Origin of the sequence: Faecalibacterium sp. DFI.5.82, assembly GCF_029076575.1 — a bacterium.
GTDB lineage: Bacteria > Bacillota > Clostridia > Oscillospirales > Ruminococcaceae > Faecalibacterium > Faecalibacterium duncaniae.
Genome location: NZ_JARFIS010000011.1, coordinates 19,582 through 36,442, shown reverse-complemented (window position 1 = coordinate 36,442; position 16,861 = coordinate 19,582). Strand labels below are relative to the sequence as shown.

Here is a 16,861-nt window from a genome sequence, read left to right as displayed (position 1 = left end):
GAGACAGGGGATGTGAGCCCAAGAGGCTCCTTTTGCTTATGATATTTATTTTTCTTCACCTCCGGCGTGATACACCTGCAGATACACCCTTTTGCGCTCGGCATCCGTGTTCTCTGCCAGCTGCTGGCAGAAACGCTCATCCTCGAACAGGGCAACCACATTGGGCGCATAGCGGGTGCCGCTCTGGGCCCGCAGCTCTTCCAGCAGCGTGCGGAAGGGCTTGGCAAGGTTGTAGCACCGACCGATATTATCGGTGGCGGCATCCAGCGAGTCTGCCACGCTCAGCGCATCCACGATTCCCTTGATCTCCGGCGGGCAGGAGGGTACATCATTGGGATATCCGCCCTTGCCGTTGTAATAGCAGTGGTGATAGAGCGCCGCCAGGGCCAGCGTTCTTCCGCAGCCCATTCTATTCAGAATGTCAGCGCCGGTCCTTGGGTGGCTCTGGATGCAGAAAAACTCCTCATCCAGCAGGCGGCGGGCGTTGTTGTCGATGTACATCAGAACGGCACACTTGCCAAGGTCGTGGTACAGGCCGCACTCATAGGCCGTCTGGCAGAGCTCTTCCCGCCGGGCCTGCACCTCGGCCGCGCTCCTGCAGCCCAGCAGGCCCACCAGTGTTTCGGGCCTTGTCTCGATCTGCCGATGCAGCAGGGCACGGGTCAGCTCTGCCACCATCAGCGAGTGGACATAGGTCGGCTTGTGCCCGGCCAGGATACTGCCCAGCATCCGGCGGTTCGCCGTTTCATCTGAGCTGGTGCTGATCTTGCTCAACTCCCAGGCGGCAGAGTTTACCACACGGGGATACTGGCTGGCCGGCATCTGTTCCAGATACTGATCCGCAGAACGGCGTACCTGCTCCACGGTTGCACGATACCTCTGTGCTCCCGCCTCGTCCAGACGTTCTGCATAGACCGAGAGATAGGCCGCCAGAACCAGCTTCCGGTTGATGGCCTCGGCAGAATAATCATCCTGCGCCACGCTTCCCGCCGATTCCAGAAGGATCTTGACCACGTCTTCCAGGCTGCCCACCCCGGCATGGTAGCGGGCAGCGGCGTAAAAATAGGGCACCCGCCAGTTCTGCAGGCGTGCATCCGGGCCCTTGTGTTTCTTCTTGTGCTCCCAGATGTAGTCCGCCGATTCCAGCACCTGCCGCGCCACCTCGGGATCCTCCTCCTGCCGCAGATGGGTCAGCAGGGTCATGCGGTCCATGTGCATGGAATAGATGTAGCTTTCCCAGGGGAACTCCGGGTCCAGCGCATGGTAATGCGCAGACTGGATGATGTCCATTGCGCGGCGGAACCGCTCCAGATACCGGCAGCTTTCCGCATGGGTGCCGCGGGACATCCCCAGCCGGGTGTTGCCCACACAGCGGATGAGATACTGCCGGGTATTCCTGTCCAGCTGTTCATACCGTGACATGTATTCAGCAGCTTCCGTAAAATAGACCTGGATCGCATCTCCCAACAGGTTGATGCCAGTTCCCTCATCCCGGACGTTCATATAATGCAGGGTGATGCCTGTGTAGTACAGCTCCCTGACAATCATGGGCACGTCTTCCCGGCTGCGGGCCGCTGCCAGCAGCAGCTGATGCACCTTGAATGCCACACCTATATCCTCGCTGTTCGCATAGTTGAACAGCCTGCCTGCAAAGGCACTCAGTCCCTGGATATCCGTTTCGGTCAGGGAGGCAGGGTCGCGGTCGTAGACAAACTGCGCCAGCAATGCCTCATTCTGCCGCATCAGGGTGTTGCATCTCAGCGCGTTGGTCTGGATCTCTTCCAGCACGGCAGCGGGAGCTTTGCCCTCCGGAAAGCTGGGCCGGGAGATCGAGCGCACAACGCGCAGGTCCCGAATATACTGTTCAAAAGCCTCTGCCTGTGTGCACTCCATCTCATCAGCCCCTTTTGTCGAAGTCCGTCGTTCAATTTGAAACTATAATTCAGTATACGGCATTTTTCGGCAGAAATCAACTGATTTTCGCAGATTTTTATCCCCCCCCCCGAATATTTTTGCGCATTCATACGTCATTTTTGTATAAACACACTTTCACCGGGGGATCGGGTGCGCTTAATTTACGAAATTGCTTCCGGCAGCTGCATCCATTTGCCCTTCCAGGCGTAGAGCACCATCAACACTGCACCCACAGCCCAGGACACCGGGTAGACCAGCAGCACACCCTCAATGCCTGCAAACAGGGGCAGGGCAAACTGGATCCAGACGATGCGGAACAGGCACAGGGAGATCAGCAGCACCACCATGGGCGGCACGCTCTTGCCGGTGCCGCGCACCGTACCGGCAAGGCCCTGCAGGATGCCCAGCATCCAGTAGAAGGGGCAGAAATAGAGCATACAGATCTTGCCGTAGGCAATGACCGTTTCATCGCCGGTGAACAGGTGCATGATGGGGTCCTGGAAGGCGAGCAGCAGGATGCCGGTCAGGATGGTGTAAACGATGCACATACCCAGGGTGACAAAGGTGCCCTTTTTGACACGGTCGATCTTGCCCGCACCAAAGTTCTGGCCCACAAAGGTGGTGGCCGCCATGCTGAAGCTCAGCACAGGCAGAATGTTGAAGCCATCCACCTTCATATAGGCGGCAAAGCCTGCCATGGCAGCGGCACCATAGCCGTTGACGCTGACCTGCACCAGCACATTGGAAAGGGAGATGACCATGTTCTGGATGCCGGTGGGCAGGCCCACCTTGATGATGCGGACCGCCATCTTTTTGTGCACGCGCACTTCCTTTGCCGTCACGCGGTAATCGTCCTCCACCCGCATCAGAAACCGCAGGGAGAGCACACAGGACACCAGCTGGCTGATATCGGTGGCAATGGCCGCACCGGCCACGCCCATCTTGCATCCGGCGATCAGGACAAGGTCGAGGACGATGTTGGTGATGGAGGCAACGCCCAGGTAGAGCAGGCTCCGCTTGGAGTTGCCGGCGGCGTTCAGGATACCGGCCGCCATGTTATACACCACGCTGAACAGCACGCCGCCAAAATAGAGCCGCATATAGAGCACCGCATCCTCCAGCACCTCTGCGGGGGTGTTCATGGCGGTGAGCAGGGCACGGCTGACGGCAATGCCGCACACGGTCAGGATCGCACCCAGAATGGCCGAAAGGGCCAGGGAGGTGTGCACCGCAGTGTGCGCGCCCTCCCTGTCCTTGGCTCCCAGAAACTGAGACACCACGACACCGGCACCCACGGCAATACCCTGGCTGAACCCGATGAGCAGGAAGATGGGCGATCCGCTGGAGCCGACCGCTGCCAGCGCGTTGCTGCCCACAAAGTTGCCCACGATGATGGAATCGGCGGTGTTGTACAGCTGCTGCAGCATGTTGCCCAGGATCAGCGGCACCGAGAAGAGCAGGATGCTCTTCCAGATGCTGCCCTCTGTCATCAGCCGTGATTTTTTCTTTTCTTCTAGAATCGTCTGTGCCATAATGCTTCCTTTTTCACGCAAAGCTTCAACTCATAGATCAATCGTCATACAGATAAACGATACCTTGTTTCTGCCAAAAAGTCAAGCAAAAGCGTAAAAAGGGGCGTTTTCACCGGTTCCGCCCTATTTCCACCCTCTTGCCGCTGGGTCCAGCATCTCGGCAGCGGAGTAGACCAGAGCGTTGCAGACTGCAGCGGCCACGGTGCTGCCGCCCTTGCGGCCCATGGCCGCGATGGCAGGCACGCCATGGGCTGCACAGGCGGCAAACAGCGCTTCCTTGCTTTCCACCACATTCACAAAGCCCACCGGCACGGCGATAACCAGGGCAGGCCGCAGCCCGGCCTCGATCTCCTCCACAATGGTCAGCAGGGCGGTGGGGGCATTGCCCACCGCAAGGATGGCCCCGGGGTGCTCCTGCGCCGCGCGGTGCATGGAGGCCACTGCCCGGGTGGTTCCGGTCTCGGCTGCGATCCGCGCCACCTCGGGGTCCGCCATGTAGCAGAGGGCACTGCCGCCCAGCCGGGCAAGGGCAGGCTTGGAAATGCCCGAAAGCGCCATGTTGGTGTCGGTGATGATAGGAGTCCCGGCCCGCAGGGCGGCAATGCCTGCCGCCACAGCCCCCGGCGTAAAGCGCAGATTTTTCGCATAGTCAAAGTCGGCGGTGGTGTGGATGACCCGCTTGACCACAGCGGCAGTCTCGGGCGGCGGGGTCAGGCCCAACGCTTCCAGCTCTGCCGTGATGATGGAAAGGCTTGTCCGCTCAATGTCGGCGGGCAGATGATGTTGTGGGATCATTGTGCATTCCTCCGCGGGTTCTCCAACCCCATGGCCGCGTAAACGGCATCCAGATCCAGCGCGCCGCGCACGCCATCGGCCAGCAGGTCAAACTGCTGCTGGCGGTACTGCTCCATCGGGATGAGGGCCGCGCTGTCCGGCGCGATGCCCTTGCGCTGGCAGAGCAGGGCCACCAGCTTCTCGGTGAGTTCACCGGTATCAAACAGGCCGTGCAGGTAGGTGCCAAACACATTGTCCTGCACACAGCCCTCGGGTGTGCCGTCTGCCAGTGTGCAGAAGGGCACACCCTGCACCTCAGTGCGGCCGGTGTGGATCTGATATCCGGTCAGGGCCGCGCCCGCAAAGGGAGCTGCGGTCACGGCGGCAGTGTCCTGGGTGCGGTGCTTCTGGCCGGTAAAGACCGTGCGGGTGGGCATCAGCCCCAGCCCCCGCACGGTCTGCGCCGTACCGCTCTCCGTGCCCTCAGGGTCGGCCAGCGTCTCGCCCAGCATCTGATACCCGCCGCAGACCCCCAGCACCGGCGTGCCGTTGGCCGCCAGCTTCAACAGGGCTGCTTCCAGCCCGGACTGCCGCAACCAGAGCAGGTCATCCACTGTGTTCTTGGTGCCGGGCAGGATGATGAGATCCGGTGTGCCCAGCTGGCGGGTATTCTGCACATACCGTACGCCCAGCAGCGGGTGCTGCTCCAGCGGCATGAAATCGGTAAAGTTGGAGATGTGCGGCAGGCGGAGGATTTCCGCATCCAGCGGGTGGACCGTTTTGCCCGCATCCAGCCGGGTGGAAAGAGAATCCTCGTCCTCAATGTCCACCTTCAGGTAGGGCACGACCCCCAGCACCGGCAGCTGCGTTTTCTCTTCCAGCATAGCAAGGCCGGGGCGCAGGATCTCCACATCGCCGCGGAATTTATTGATGAGCAGCCCCTTGATGCGGGCGCGCTCCTCCGGCTCCAGCAGCTCCACCGTGCCGTACAGCTGGGCGAACACACCGCCCCGGTCGATGTCTCCCGCCAGCAGAACGGGGGCATCCACCAGCCGGGCAAGGCCCATGTTGACGATATCGTCTGCCTTCAGGTTGATCTCCGCCGGGCTTCCGGCCCCCTCGATGACGATGATGTCCACAGTTTCGGCCAGACTGTTGTAGGCCGAGAGGATCTCCGGGATGAGCGCTCTTTTCATTTTGAAGTAGGCGGCGGCGGGCATCTGGCCCCGCACCTCGCCGTTCACGATGACCTGACTGCCCACGTCACTGCTGGGCTTGAGCAGGATGGGGTTCATCCGCACATCCGGCTCGATGCCTGCGGCCTGCGCCTGCACCACCTGTGCCCGGCCCATTTCCAGCCCATCCCGGGTGACAAAGCTGTTCAGCGCCATGTTCTGGCTCTTGAAGGGAGCCACGCGGTAACCGTCCTGCGCAAAAATGCGGCAGAGGGCGGCGCACAGCAGGCTTTTGCCTGCACCGCTCATGGTTCCCTGCACCATGATGCACTTTGCCTTGCTCATTCCAGCACCTCCGCAAGAAGTTTCAAAAGCTGTTCGTTTTCAGGCCCGGTGCGCACGGCGGTGCGGTACCAGCCGGGGCCCAGCCCGGGGTAGTTCGCACAGCTGCGCAGCACAGCACCCCTTTGCCGCAGGGCTTCTCCCAGCGTCTCCGGAGCCTGAAACAGCAGGTAATTTGCCCTGCCGTCCAGCACCCGCAGGCCCAGCGCCCGCAGCCCAGCCGTCAGGCGGGGCCGCTGTTCGGCAATGAGGGCCCGGACCTTTTCCACATACGCTGTCTCCTCCAGCGCGGCAAGGCCCGCCGCCTGCGCCAGACTGGACACACCCCAGGGCTGGCCGCAGTCCTGCATCTGTTCCAGCAGCGCTGTGTCGGCACTCAGGGCATAGCCCAGCCGCACGCCCGCCATGCCATAGAGCTTGGTAAAGGCTTTCAGGATGACCAGATTCCCCTCCCCCAGCAGGCCTTTTGCCGTGTGCAGGGCATGGTCGGGCAGGAAATCAAGGAAGCATTCGTCCACCACCAGCAAGGTGTCGCACGCCGCGCAGCGGCGGAGGACCTGCTCCACCAGCGGCAGGGCCGTCAGCTGGCCGGTGGGGTTGTTGGGCTGGCAGAGGAACACCATGTCCACCCCCGGACGGATGGCCGCACAGAACGCATCCGTGACCGCAAAGTCCTCCTGCTCCCGCAAAAAGAAGCGTTCCACCGTGCAGCCGACACTCTCCAAAGCAGTGGCATACTCCGCAAAGGTGGGTGCGGTGACCAGCGCCCGGCGGGGCTTTTTGGCCCAGACCAGCCGGAAGATGAGGTCTGCCGCCCCATTGCCGCAGAGGATCTGCTCCGCCGGCACGCCCTCATGGAGCGCCAGCTTTGCCCGCAGCTCCCGGCACAGGGGGTCGGGGTAGCGGTCGGCCGTGGGCAATGCCGCCGTGATGGCCCGGGCCACCCCTTCCGGCAGGCCCAGCGGGCTGACGTTGGCCGAAAAATCCAGCGCATCCCGCCCGAACTCGGCCCGGTAACCGGCCCAATCGCCGCCATGTACTAGTTGCATGTTCGTTCTCCTTTTCCTGGATGGTTCTGGATCCCAGCTCTTGGCTCCCCCTTTGGGGGAGCTGTCATGCAAAGCATGACTGAGAGGGCGAGGTCGTTACAAAATAGCCCGTATTGCCACGCCCCACGCCAGTGCAAGGGCGCTTGCCACGTACATCATCCGGTTGGCACGCAGGATATCCTCCGGTTCAATGGGGCGCAGCGGATCGCCGATGGTGGGCTTGGCGTAGTATTCGCCAAAGTAATAGGCGGGCCCGGCCAGCTGCACCCCCAGCGCACCGGCGCAGGCGCTCTCGGTCTGGGCGCTGTTGGGGCTGGCGTGGTTCCGGCGGTCCCGCCGCCAGATCTTCCACGCCCCTTTTGCGTCATTGTGCGTAAAGGCCGCGGCAGCCACCCACAGCAGGGCGGCAAGGCGGCTGGGGAGGTAATTTGCCGCATCGTCCAGCTTGGCCGGGATGCGGCCAAAGTAGAGGTATTTTTCGTTTTTGTAGCCCAGCATACTGTCCATCGTGTTGATGGCCTTGTAGGTCAGGGCCAGCGGTGCTCCGCCGATGAGCATATAGAGCAGGGGCGCGATCACGCCGTCGCTGGCGTTTTCGGCCACCGTCTCCACAGCGGCCCTGGTCACACCCTCCAGCGTCAGGTCCTGGGTGTCCCGCCCCACGATGCGGCTGACCGCCCTGCGGGCGGCAGGCAGGTCGGGCTTGACCAGTTCCCGGTAAACATTGGTGCTCTCCTGCGCCAGCCCCTTTGCGGCCAGTGCCTGCCCGCACCAGAACATCTGGACGGCCAGCCCCAGCCACGGGCTGATGCGGGCAGCTCCCAGGCAGACAAGGCTCGTCAGCAGAAAGGTGCCCACCGGCAGGCAGAAGGCCACAATGGCCCCGCCCAGCAGTTCCCCCTGAGGCGTTTTGGGCAGGCGGGCCCGCAGGCGCTTTTCCAGCGCCGAGATGGCCTTGCCCATGTACACCACCGGGTGGGGCAGCCAGGCCGGGTCGCCGAAGAGGCAGTCCAGCACAAAACCGCCGAGTACTGCGTATTCGATCATCGGGCATCCTCCTTTGTGTACTGCACAGTCTTCAGCAGGTGCAGCACCCGCTGCTCCGCCCAATCTCCTGCATCCAGAACGTAACCGCCCGCGTTGGGGGCGCACCAGTGGTAATAATCCGCATGGGGCAGGGCGTAGCGCTCCATGGCAGCCATCTGGGTGCCGCCGTGGGCCAGAATGACCAGTGTCTCTTCCCCATCGGCAAGGGCCCTGTCCACCAGTGCGGCAAAGGCCCTGCACACCCGCTCCGAAAAAACAGCCTTGGTCTCGCCGTCCGGGCAGGGGCTTTCGCAATTGGCGTTCACCCAGGCCAGATAATCCGGGTCGTGCTCCATCTCAATGAAATTGCGGCCCTCAAAGCTGCCGAAGCACATCTCCTGCAGGTCTTTCACCTCCACGAGCCTTGCACCCGGGAAGAGCACCTCCGCGGTCTGCCGGGTGCGGCAGAGCGGGGTGATATAGACCGTTTCCGGCCGGAGATCCGCCTGCCGCAGCTGGGCGCGGCCCGCAGGGCTCAGGGGGATATCCCGCTGGCCCTGATAGCGCTTTTCGGCGTTGTAGGCCGTCAGGCCGTGGCGCAGAAGATAGATCAGCATGGGGGCAGTTCTCCTTTCAATACTGTGGGGATGCCGCAGAACATCTGCACCACGCACCCGGCCCGGGCCGCCAGCAGGCAGGCCAGCCGCCCTGCGGCTTCCCGGGCAGCCCGCTCCCCTGCGTCCATGGGCACCACGCCGCCGCCCACCTCGGTGGCCATCACGATATCATAAGCGGAGAGCTCCTCCGCAAGCTTTTCCAGATCCTCAGCCTCTGCGGCCAGGGCCTGCACCTCCGCAATGCGGGTGCCGGGCAGGCGCTGGGCAAAGGTGCGCTTGCCGCTGTACAGCGGCCCGGTGATAAAGATCATAACAGTCCTCCCCACTGGCAGGCACACAGCGCCGCCAGCATCCACAGCTCGGCTTTCTGCAAAAACCACCCGGCCAGATCGCCGGTGATGCCGCCAAACTGCTTGTTTGAAACAACATGATAGCGTGCAAACACCAGCAACGCCGCCAGCACCAGCCCCCAGCCGCCCAGTGCCAGCAGGGCGGCGCTGAGCAGAGCGGCCAGCACCATCAGCACCCGGCGGACAGTAGTTCGATCCGCCGCCGTGGCAAAGGTGTGGGCAAGGCCGGTGTTCTTTGCCATCGGGAACGATGCCACGGCCAGGCCCGAGAGGGCCCGTTCCAGCACAAGGGCCAGTGTCCAGCACAGGCCCACCCGGGGCGTGAAGTCCACGCAGGCGCAAAGGGCAAGGTAGGCCGCAAAATAACTGCACAGCCGGATCACCGCAAAGGCACCGCAGTGGGGGTCTTTGAGGATCTCCAGCTTCTTTTCCCGGTCGCCATAGCTGGAAAGGGCATCGCAGGTGTCGGCATAGCCATCCAGATGGATGCCGCCCGTGATCCAGACCGGGATCAGGCAGAACCCCGCCGCCTTTGCGGGCATCGGCAGGGGCAGAGCGCCGCACAGGCACCACAGCCCGCCAATGACCACCCCGATGAGCGGGAAGGCACACATGGCATACCGCATGTTCTTCTGGTTCCACGCGAACTGCGGCACCGGCAGGGCCGAAAACATGGCAAAGGCCACTGCAATGGTCTGCAATCCAATCATTTTTCCACTCCTTTATAATAGACCGGGATGCCGCACACCACCCGCACCACATGGTCAGCCCGGGCGGCAAGGGCATTGTTCACCTGCGCCAGCGCTTTCAGGTAGCGCCCGGTGTCGCCTGCGTAGTCGGCACCGCCGCTGAACACCTCGTTGGAGACCACGATGAGGTGCGTGCATTGTTCGGCCAATTGGTCCAGTCCTTCCAAAATGGCCGAAGCCGCATTTTCTCCCGCCCCGGCGGGGTCGTAGAGCTCGTTGGCGGTCAGGTTGCCCAGATCCTCCAACAGCGCAGTTCCCCGGGCAGGCAGACGGATGTTCTCCAGATGCAGGGGACACTCCACGGTCTCAAACTGCTTTGCCTCCCGCATCCTCCGGTGCTTTTCCACCCGGGCGGCACACTCGGCATCCCACACCTGCATGGTGGCGATGTAATAGCGCGGAAGCGCGGTTTTCAGCACCAGGCTCTCGGCATACCCGCTCTTGCCGCTGGCGGCACCGCCCAATACCAGCGTCAGCATTGAGGGGTATACGGCGTGATGCCGCCCTCCGTGAAGGAATAGCAATCGCGGTAAACGGCCAGTGCCATATCCCACAGCGGGATGCTTGCCACCGCTCCGGTGCCCTCGCCGAGATGGAGCCCGGCGGTGAGCAGGGGCACTTTGCCCAGCGCTTCCAGCACCAGCCTTGCTGCCGGTTCGGTGGAGCAGTGGCTGGCAAACACGGCCTTTTCCGCGGCGGGGCAGAGCCGCACCGCGCACAGAGCCGCCACCCCGCTGATGAAGCCATCCATCAGCACGGGCAGGCCTTCCAGCGCGCCGCCCAGAAAAACACCGCACAGCCCGGCGATGTCGAACCCGCCCAGCTTGGAAAGCACATCCAGAGGGTCAGCAACATCGGGCCGATTCCGCGCAATGCCCCGCCGGATGGCATCCAGCTTGCGGGCAAGCCCCGCGTCGGAAAGGCCAGCACCACGGCCTGTCATCCGCTCCACGGGCTGACCCAGCAGAACCGCAGCCACGGCGCTGGAGGTGGTGGTGTTGCCAATGCCCATCTCCCCCGTGGCCAGCAGCTGCACCCCCGCCGCCTTCTGCGCCCGGACAAGCCCCATGCCCGCCGCAATGGCATCCACCGCCTGCTGGCGGGTCATGGCAGGGCCGGTGGTGAAATCGGCCGTCCCGGCGGCAATGCGGCAGTTCTGCACCCCGGGCACCGGCTCCCCGGCCATGCCAAGGTCCACAGGCACCACTTCGCAGCGGGCCGTTTTTGCCATCTGGCAGACACTGGTGCGCCGGGCGGCAAGGTTCTCGGCCACGGCCCGGGTCACGCTCTGGTCCGTCTGGCTCACGCCCTGCGCCACCACGCCGTTGTCGGCGCAGAGCACCAGCACGGCCCGGCGGGAAAACGCCAGCTCTGCCGTACCGGTCAGGGCGGCGGCATCCTCCAGCATGGTCTCCAGCCTGCCCAACCCGCCCAGCGGCTTGGCCAGGCTGGCCCAGTGAGCATGGGCGGCGGTGCGTGCGGTCTCGTCCGGCCGGGTGATCTTGGAAAGAAGCTGTTTCAGTTCAAGCTCTGTCATTGGTCCTGTTCCTCTTGATGATAGTGTGCGGCGGCATCCACGAACCGCCGGGGCAGGGCCGTGCCCGCCCAATACAAATGCGGGAAGCCCGCATAGAAATGCTCATTTGCAAAGCCGCAGTTCCATTGCTTCCCGTTGGGCTTTGCGGCGGTAAAGTCGGTGCCGTTGTCTGTGGAATCCCAGTGGTGGAACTCGTGCACCGGCAGACGCTCCCCGGCGCGGAACAGCATACTGTCGGCGTGGGCAGTCAATGCCGCGTATCCAAACCGCACCAGCCGCCCCACCCGGAAGCCCTGTCCCGGCAGAACGCCTGCCATGGGCCAGCGTTCCCCGCTGGCATCCTCCAGGCTCTGACCCAGATAGAGAAAGCCCCCGCACTCGGCCACCGTGGGCAGACCGCGCTCCACAGCCCGGCGCACAGAGGCCAGCATGGAGCGATTCGCGCTCAACTGCCCGGCATACAGCTCCGGGTAGCCGCCGGGCAGATAGAGCCCGCCGATCTGCTCCGGCAGGGCGGAGTCCTGCAGGGGGCTGAACCAGCAGAGCTCTGCCCCCGCCCGCTCCAGTGCTTCCAGCGTTTCGGCGTAGGTGAAGCAAAACGCCGCATCCCTTGCAACGGCAATGGGAATGCGGGGGCGCTGTTCCTCTCCTCCCTGGGGCGGCAGCTCTCCCGCAGGGGGGAGCCGATCTGTGTGCACCAAAGGCGCTGCTCCTTCGGTCAGGATAGACAGCCTTTCCCAATCCATCACCAGCGCATCGGCCATCCGGCTGATCTTCTGCTGCAGGTCCGCGATCTCCCCGGCAGTTTTCAGGCCTAAGTGGCGGCTCTCAAGGGCGGCATCCGGCAGGTGGGGCAGATAGCCCAGCACCGGCAGGCCGGTCTCCCGTTCCAGCATGGGAGCCAGCAGAGCATACAAATGGGGGGCGCAGTCATTGAGCAGGATGCCCGCCAGATGGCTGGGGGTGCGGAACTGCTTCAGTCCGTTGATCTGGGCCGCCAGCGTCAGGCTGGCCCCTCTGGGCTGGACCACCAGCAGCACCGGCAGGCCCAGCGTATCGGCCAGATGCCAGGCACTGGCGGTATCACTCACGCCGCCCAGTCCATCGTAAAAGCCCATGGCACCCTCGCACACGGCTGCCCCGTGCCCGACGGCGGCCTGCGCATAGAGCGCGCGCACCGTCTCCGGCGCGGAGAAAAACAGGTCGAGGTTGTGGCTCTCCACCCCCAGCACGGCCCGGTGAAACATGGGGTCGATATAGTCCGGCCCGCTCTTGAAGGAGCAGGGGTCCTGCCCCCGCCGCTTGAGCGCCGCCAGCAGAGCGCAGGTCAGTGTGGTTTTGCCGCTGCCGGAACAGGGCGCGGCCACAAGAAATTGGATCATTTGCGTTCTCCTGTGATAAGGAAGATGGGGTTATTGGCCATCAGCAGGTGGAGTCTGCCCGCAGGCCGGGTGCGGCTGACTGCGATCTGCGTTACCTCCGCAGCAAGGCCGTGGGCAGTCAGTGCCGCCACGGCGGCGCTCAGCGTTTCCAGCGCAATGGCAGAGATGCAGATGCGGGCGTTCGGATTCCGGGCAAGCACCGTGTCCACCACAGCCTCCATGCCCCCCTTGGTCCCGCCGATGAACACGGCATCCGGGGCGGGCAGGTCAGCCAGCGCAGCGGGGGCGCGGCCCTCCACCAGTGTCAGGTTGCAGGCGTGGAACGTTTCCCGGTTCTGCCGGATGAGCCCGCAGGCCTCCGGGTCACACTCCACGGCATACACATGCCCCCGGGGTGCAGCCAGTGCCAGCTCCACACTCACGCTGCCGGTGCCCGCTCCCACATCCCACAGGGTATCGGCAGGCTGCACGGCCAGCTTGGCCAGCGCCGCCGCCCGCACCTCCTGCTTGGTCATGGGCACCTCTCCCCTGTGGAAGGCTTCATCCGGGAAGCCGGGCACCCGCCGGGGCGGCTGAGGAACGTGTTCCACAAGCAGAACGCTCAGGCTTGCAAACTGCTTTTGCGCAAACTCCTGCGCCGTGCCGAACAGGATCTTTTCCTCTGCCCGGCCCAGCTCTTCGCCCACCAGCACATGGGCATCGCCCAGCCCGGCAGCAGCCAATCGGCCGCAGAGGGAGGCAGGCGTTTCTACCCCGCCGGTCAGGAAAAACACAGGCTTTCCCCCGGCTGTCAGGCACTCGGCCACCGGGTCGCAGGCACAGCCGTGGGCCGAGACCAGCTTCCACTCCTGCCAGGAGCGGCCCACCGCAGCGGCCAGCAGCTGAACGCTGGAAAGCCCCGGCAGCACCCGGCAGGAGATGCCAAAGGCCCGCAGCATCGGCAGCAGCTGGGCCGCACCGGAGTAAAACCCGGTGTCGCCGCTGTACACAAGGGCAGCATCCACCTCCGGGTCAGCCGCCAGCGCGGCAAGGACATCCTCAGGCTGATACAGGGCCTTCCGGTGTTCCGTGCAGCCCTGCGGCAGCTGTTCCAGCAGGCGCTTTGCCCCCAGGATCAGTCCGGCGTTCTGCAGGGCGGCAAGGCCCTGCGCGGTCAGGCTTTCCGGCGTGCCCGACCCCATCCCGATGAGTGTGATCATTGCAGCATCTCCTTACAATGTGTCAGGATCTGTTCCGCCGTTTCGCCCTGCTCGGCCGGGCGGCGGATGACGATGAGCTGAGCCCCGGTGTCCTGCGCTGCCCGGGCTTTTTCTTCAAAGCCGCCCGCCGCGCCGCCATCTTTGGTAACGAGGAAGCGGATGGCAAACTGCTCCATCAGCGCCCGGTTCAACGCATAGGAGAACGGCCCCTGCATGGCGATGATGTTCTTATGGGGGATATCTGCCCCCTCGCAGGCGGCAATGCCTTCCCGGGTGGGCAGGACACGGGGAAAGAGCCGTGCCGGTTCCAGCACAGCGAAGGCAGAAAGCTCCTTGGCCCCGGTGGCAAGCAGGACATTTCCCTGCGTCCGGGCCAGAAATCCCGCCGCATGGGCCGCAGAGGCAAACACCATGCTCCCGGCGGGCAGCGGGCTTTCGGGCCGGAGCAGGCGGCGGTACTCCGTGCCTGCTGTTTTGCAGGCTGCCCGGATGTTTCGGGTGGCCTCCACCGCATACGGATGGGTCGCATCCACGCAGAGGTCAGCCCCCTGCAGCAGGGCGGTCATCTCCTCCGGGGTCAGCCGCCCACAGTGGACGGTGATGCCGGACCTTTCGCCCTGTTCCTCGGCCCCCAGCGGGGTGGCCACGCTGACCAGTACCTCGGCCCCCAGTGCGGCCAGCTGCTTTGAAAACACACGGCCCTCGGTGGTGCCGCTGAATACCACGGCCCTCATGCGCGGTACCCCCGCGGCGTGACCATCCGCCCGCTCAGCTGGCGGGTCTGGGCGTTGCCGACAAACACGGTGGTGAACATATCCACCGGGGTGGTTTCCAGCGCAGCCAGCGTCAGAACGCGGCTTTCCTGCCCCTCCCGGCCAATGTTCCGCACGATGCCGCAGACCGTTCCGGGTGCTTTGCCGTTTGCCAGCAGGATGCGCACCGCCCGCGCCAGATAGTCCGGCCGCCCCTTGGAGGAGGGGTTGTACAGCGCGATGCAGAAATCCCCCATGGCTGCTGCCGCCAGCCGCCGCTCAATGACCTCCCACGGCGTAAGCCGGTCAGAGAGGGAGAGCACGCAGAAATCGTGGGCCAGCGGGGCACCCAGCACCGCACCGCCGCTCAGGGCGGCGGTCAGGCCGGGCACCACCTCCACCGTCACGTCCGGGAAGTGCTCGGCCAGCTCCAGCAGAGGGCTTGCCATGCCGTAGACCCCGGCATCTCCCGAGCAGACCAGCGCCACCGCCCTGCCGCTCCGGGCCGTTTCCAGCGCCCAGCGGCAGCGGTCGATCTCCTTGGTCATGCCAGTGGAATAATAGAGCTTGTCCGGGAAGTAGGGGCGCACCAGATCCAGATAGACCGTATAGCCGCACAGCACCTCGGCTTGCGTTAAGGCGCTCTGCGCCTGTGCGGTCAGAAACCGGGGATCCCCGGGCCCAAGCCCGACAACAAAAACAACATTAGGCATCCTGCCACCTCCAATCCGGGGCAAAGGGACGAAGCGCCAGCGCAAAGGTCACGCCGTTGCCCGCCTGTTTGGGAAGAATGATCGTGCCGCCTGCCGCCAGCACCGCCGCCCGCTCGCAGACATTGTCCACACCGGTCACGCTCCGGACAAAGGCCGAAGGTGTGAACTGCCCGGGGGCGTTCTGCAGCTGTGCGGCAGAATAGAACTGCACCGGCCAGCCGTGGATTCTGCAAAATTCCAGCAGGCCCGGCTCATGGGCTTTCAGGTCGATGCTGGCCGCTGCCGTGATGCACGCTGCCGCAAGGCCGTGGGCCGCGCAGAACTGTGCAAAGGCCGCTTCCAGCTGTGCGGCGCTTGTCCCCCGTCTGCACCCGATGCCCAGCACACCGATCTTCGGGATCAGGTGCAGCGCATCGCCCGCCGGGAAAAGGGTCAGGGCAAAGTCGGCGTGCTCTGCCTCCCCCGCCGGGACCACCCCGGCAGGGGCCTGCCCGGTGATGGGGAATTCCGACCGGTATCGCACCGGACCGCCCGCCAGCAGCCTGCTGCTGACGCGCTTGATGCGCCCCGGCTCCAGCACGGCGCAGTTCTGGTGCCTGGCCCACGCATCCACAGCAAACACCCCGTTGGCATCGGTGGCCGTGGTAATGACCGGCACCGCACCACAGACCGCCGCCAGCGCCCGGGCCAGATCGTTGGCCCCGCCCAGATGGCCCGAAAGGATCGGCACCGCAAAATGGCCGCACTCGTCCAGCACCACCACGGCAGGGTCCACCGCCTTGTTCCAGCAGTGGGGCGCAATGGCCCGCACCGCAATGCCCACAGCCCCCACAAAGATCAGGGCATCCGCATGGGCGAACTGCTCCGCAGCCCAATCGGCAAGGCTAGGCCCACCATGGCCACAGCGGTCTACGGTGCCGGGCAGGGCACTGGACAGCTTTTGGGCCAGCGCCAGTCCTTTTTCCGTAAAGGCAAGATAGGCGCGGGTCACTGGTCTGCCCCCTTGCGGAACTCCGTCGTAAAGGTTGGGTCGTAGAGCTTGCTCCGCTCATACCGGGTGCCCAGAAATTCCCCCACCACGATGAGCGCCGTTTTGGTGATGCCGTTGGCGCGGGTGCTCCCGGCCAGCGTGCCCACGGTGCAGCGCACCACCTTCTGCTCCGGCCAGCTGGCCTTGTAGACCACGGCGGCAGGAGTCTCCGGCGTGTAGGCTCCGCCTGCCAGCAGGGCCTGCTGCACCTTGTCGATGAGGCCGATGGAGAGGAAGATCACCATGGTTGCCCCATGGGCGGCAAGGCTGGCCAGCTTCTCCTTTTCCGGCACCGGGGTGCGCCCCTCCATCCGGGTGATGATCACGGTCTGGCTGATGGTGGGCAGGGTGTACTCGGCGTTCAGCGCCGCCGCCGCCCCGCAAAAGCTGGACACGCCGGGGGTATCATCGTAGGGGATGCCGTCCGCATCCAGTGCGTCCATCTGCTCCCGGATGGCCCCATACAGGCAGGGGTCGCCGGTGTGGAGCCGCACGGTGGTCCCGCCTGCGGCTTCCACCCGGCGCATCACGTCCAGCACCTGTTCCAACGTCATCTCGGCGCTGTTGTAAACGGCGCACTCCGGCTTTGCCAGCCCCAGCAAGGCCGGGTTGACCAGACTGCCCGCATAAATGATGCAGTCGGCTTCCTGCAGCAGGGCCGCGCCCCGCCGGGTGATGAGGTCAGGTGCGCCGGGGCCTGCGCCTACAAAATGTACCATC

Annotated in this window: 17 protein-coding genes; all 17 read right to left on the bottom strand. The window is 64.4% G+C overall.

Features of this window, described 5'->3' with window-relative positions; translation table 11 throughout:
- Positions 1-45: 45 nt before the first annotated feature.
- Entirely contained in the window at positions 46-1,893 is a 1,848-nt protein-coding gene (locus P0G09_RS12695) for an HD domain-containing protein (protein WP_275252854.1), read from the bottom strand.
- Positions 1,894-2,075: 182 nt separating this feature from the next.
- Complete coding sequence (locus tag P0G09_RS12690; RefSeq protein WP_275252853.1) at positions 2,076-3,446, bottom strand: MATE family efflux transporter; 1,371 nt, start codon at positions 3,444-3,446, stop codon at positions 2,076-2,078.
- Positions 3,447-3,569: 123 nt separating this feature from the next.
- Positions 3,570-4,241 (bottom strand): precorrin-8X methylmutase, encoded by a 672-nt coding sequence (locus P0G09_RS12685; RefSeq protein ID WP_156059729.1) that lies wholly within the window; start codon positions 4,239-4,241, stop codon positions 3,570-3,572.
- On the bottom strand, positions 4,238-5,740 hold the full coding sequence (locus tag P0G09_RS12680) for a cobyric acid synthase (protein ID WP_275252852.1): 1,503 nt from the start codon (positions 5,738-5,740) through the stop codon (positions 4,238-4,240). Before P0G09_RS12680 ends, P0G09_RS12685 begins: the two co-directional genes overlap by 4 nt.
- Positions 5,737-6,786 (bottom strand): histidinol-phosphate transaminase, encoded by a 1,050-nt coding sequence (locus P0G09_RS12675; protein ID WP_275252851.1) that lies wholly within the window; start codon positions 6,784-6,786, stop codon positions 5,737-5,739. The genes P0G09_RS12680 and P0G09_RS12675 overlap by 4 nt, the downstream gene beginning before the upstream one ends.
- Positions 6,787-6,882: 96 nt before the next feature.
- Complete coding sequence (gene cbiB / locus P0G09_RS12670) at positions 6,883-7,833, bottom strand: adenosylcobinamide-phosphate synthase CbiB (protein ID WP_275252849.1); 951 nt, start codon at positions 7,831-7,833, stop codon at positions 6,883-6,885.
- Positions 7,830-8,429 carry a histidine phosphatase family protein gene (locus tag P0G09_RS12665; protein ID WP_156059725.1) on the bottom strand — a complete coding sequence of 200 codons (600 nt, stop codon included), beginning with the start codon at positions 8,427-8,429 and terminating at the stop codon, positions 7,830-7,832. The genes cbiB and P0G09_RS12665 overlap by 4 nt, the downstream gene beginning before the upstream one ends.
- Entirely contained in the window at positions 8,423-8,740 is a 318-nt protein-coding gene (locus P0G09_RS12660; RefSeq protein ID WP_005934987.1) for a bifunctional adenosylcobinamide kinase/adenosylcobinamide-phosphate guanylyltransferase, read from the bottom strand. Before P0G09_RS12660 ends, P0G09_RS12665 begins: the two co-directional genes overlap by 7 nt.
- Positions 8,737-9,489 (bottom strand): adenosylcobinamide-GDP ribazoletransferase, encoded by a 753-nt coding sequence (locus tag P0G09_RS12655; protein WP_275252848.1) that lies wholly within the window; start codon positions 9,487-9,489, stop codon positions 8,737-8,739. The genes P0G09_RS12660 and P0G09_RS12655 overlap by 4 nt, the downstream gene beginning before the upstream one ends.
- Positions 9,486-10,007: a bifunctional adenosylcobinamide kinase/adenosylcobinamide-phosphate guanylyltransferase gene (locus P0G09_RS12650; RefSeq protein ID WP_275252847.1), complete on the bottom strand. Its 522-nt coding sequence runs from the start codon at positions 10,005-10,007 to the stop codon at positions 9,486-9,488. Before P0G09_RS12650 ends, P0G09_RS12655 begins: the two co-directional genes overlap by 4 nt.
- A complete protein-coding gene (gene cobT / locus P0G09_RS12645) occupies positions 10,001-11,065 on the bottom strand; it encodes a nicotinate-nucleotide--dimethylbenzimidazole phosphoribosyltransferase (RefSeq protein ID WP_275252846.1) in 1,065 nt (354 codons plus the stop codon). The genes P0G09_RS12650 and cobT overlap by 7 nt, the downstream gene beginning before the upstream one ends.
- Positions 11,062-12,447: a cobyrinate a,c-diamide synthase gene (locus P0G09_RS12640; protein ID WP_275252845.1), complete on the bottom strand. Its 1,386-nt coding sequence runs from the start codon at positions 12,445-12,447 to the stop codon at positions 11,062-11,064. The genes cobT and P0G09_RS12640 overlap by 4 nt, the downstream gene beginning before the upstream one ends.
- Positions 12,444-13,646, bottom strand: coding sequence for a precorrin-6y C5,15-methyltransferase (decarboxylating) subunit CbiE (gene cbiE, locus P0G09_RS12635; protein ID WP_275252844.1), 1,203 nt, complete (start codon positions 13,644-13,646; stop codon positions 12,444-12,446). The genes P0G09_RS12640 and cbiE overlap by 4 nt, the downstream gene beginning before the upstream one ends.
- Positions 13,643-14,380 (bottom strand): precorrin-6A reductase, encoded by a 738-nt coding sequence (gene cobK / locus P0G09_RS12630; RefSeq protein ID WP_156059719.1) that lies wholly within the window; start codon positions 14,378-14,380, stop codon positions 13,643-13,645. Before cobK ends, cbiE begins: the two co-directional genes overlap by 4 nt.
- A complete protein-coding gene (gene cobJ / locus P0G09_RS12625; protein ID WP_005935001.1) occupies positions 14,377-15,111 on the bottom strand; it encodes a precorrin-3B C(17)-methyltransferase in 735 nt (244 codons plus the stop codon). Before cobJ ends, cobK begins: the two co-directional genes overlap by 4 nt.
- A complete protein-coding gene (locus tag P0G09_RS12620; protein ID WP_275252843.1) occupies positions 15,104-16,102 on the bottom strand; it encodes a cobalamin biosynthesis protein in 999 nt (332 codons plus the stop codon). The genes cobJ and P0G09_RS12620 overlap by 8 nt, the downstream gene beginning before the upstream one ends.
- Positions 16,099-16,860 (bottom strand): precorrin-4 C(11)-methyltransferase, encoded by a 762-nt coding sequence (cobM, locus tag P0G09_RS12615; protein WP_005935005.1) that lies wholly within the window; start codon positions 16,858-16,860, stop codon positions 16,099-16,101. Before cobM ends, P0G09_RS12620 begins: the two co-directional genes overlap by 4 nt.
- Between the last annotated feature and the right edge of the window lies 1 nt (position 16,861).

Bases quoted from the DNA above. Each gene is read 5' to 3' on its own strand.
- P0G09_RS12680 (WP_275252852.1), bottom strand. From the start codon at position 5,740: ATGAGCAAGGCAAAGTGCATCATGGTGCAGGGAACCATGAGCGGTGCA.
- P0G09_RS12650 (WP_275252847.1), bottom strand. From the start codon at position 10,007: ATGCTGACGCTGGTATTGGGCGGTGCCGCCAGCGGCAAGAGCGGGTAT.
- cbiE (WP_275252844.1), bottom strand. From the start codon at position 13,646: ATGATCACACTCATCGGGATGGGGTCGGGCACGCCGGAAAGCCTGACC.
- cbiB (WP_275252849.1), bottom strand. From the start codon at position 7,833: ATGATCGAATACGCAGTACTCGGCGGTTTTGTGCTGGACTGCCTCTTC.
- P0G09_RS12690 (WP_275252853.1), bottom strand. From the start codon at position 3,446: ATGGCACAGACGATTCTAGAAGAAAAGAAAAAATCACGGCTGATGACA.
- P0G09_RS12655 (WP_275252848.1), bottom strand. From the start codon at position 9,489: ATGATTGGATTGCAGACCATTGCAGTGGCCTTTGCCATGTTTTCGGCC.
- P0G09_RS12640 (WP_275252845.1), bottom strand. From the start codon at position 12,447: ATGATCCAATTTCTTGTGGCCGCGCCCTGTTCCGGCAGCGGCAAAACC.
- cobJ (WP_005935001.1), bottom strand. From the start codon at position 15,111: ATGCCTAATGTTGTTTTTGTTGTCGGGCTTGGGCCCGGGGATCCCCGG.
- P0G09_RS12660 (WP_005934987.1), bottom strand. From the start codon at position 8,740: ATGATCTTTATCACCGGGCCGCTGTACAGCGGCAAGCGCACCTTTGCC.
- P0G09_RS12665 (WP_156059725.1), bottom strand. From the start codon at position 8,429: ATGCTGATCTATCTTCTGCGCCACGGCCTGACGGCCTACAACGCCGAA.
- P0G09_RS12685 (WP_156059729.1), bottom strand. From the start codon at position 4,241: ATGATCCCACAACATCATCTGCCCGCCGACATTGAGCGGACAAGCCTT.
- P0G09_RS12695 (WP_275252854.1), bottom strand. From the start codon at position 1,893: ATGGAGTGCACACAGGCAGAGGCTTTTGAACAGTATATTCGGGACCTG.
- cobK (WP_156059719.1), bottom strand. From the start codon at position 14,380: ATGAGGGCCGTGGTATTCAGCGGCACCACCGAGGGCCGTGTGTTTTCA.
- P0G09_RS12675 (WP_275252851.1), bottom strand. From the start codon at position 6,786: ATGCAACTAGTACATGGCGGCGATTGGGCCGGTTACCGGGCCGAGTTC.
- cobT (WP_275252846.1), bottom strand. From the start codon at position 11,065: ATGACAGAGCTTGAACTGAAACAGCTTCTTTCCAAGATCACCCGGCCG.
- cobM (WP_005935005.1), bottom strand. From the start codon at position 16,860: ATGGTACATTTTGTAGGCGCAGGCCCCGGCGCACCTGACCTCATCACC.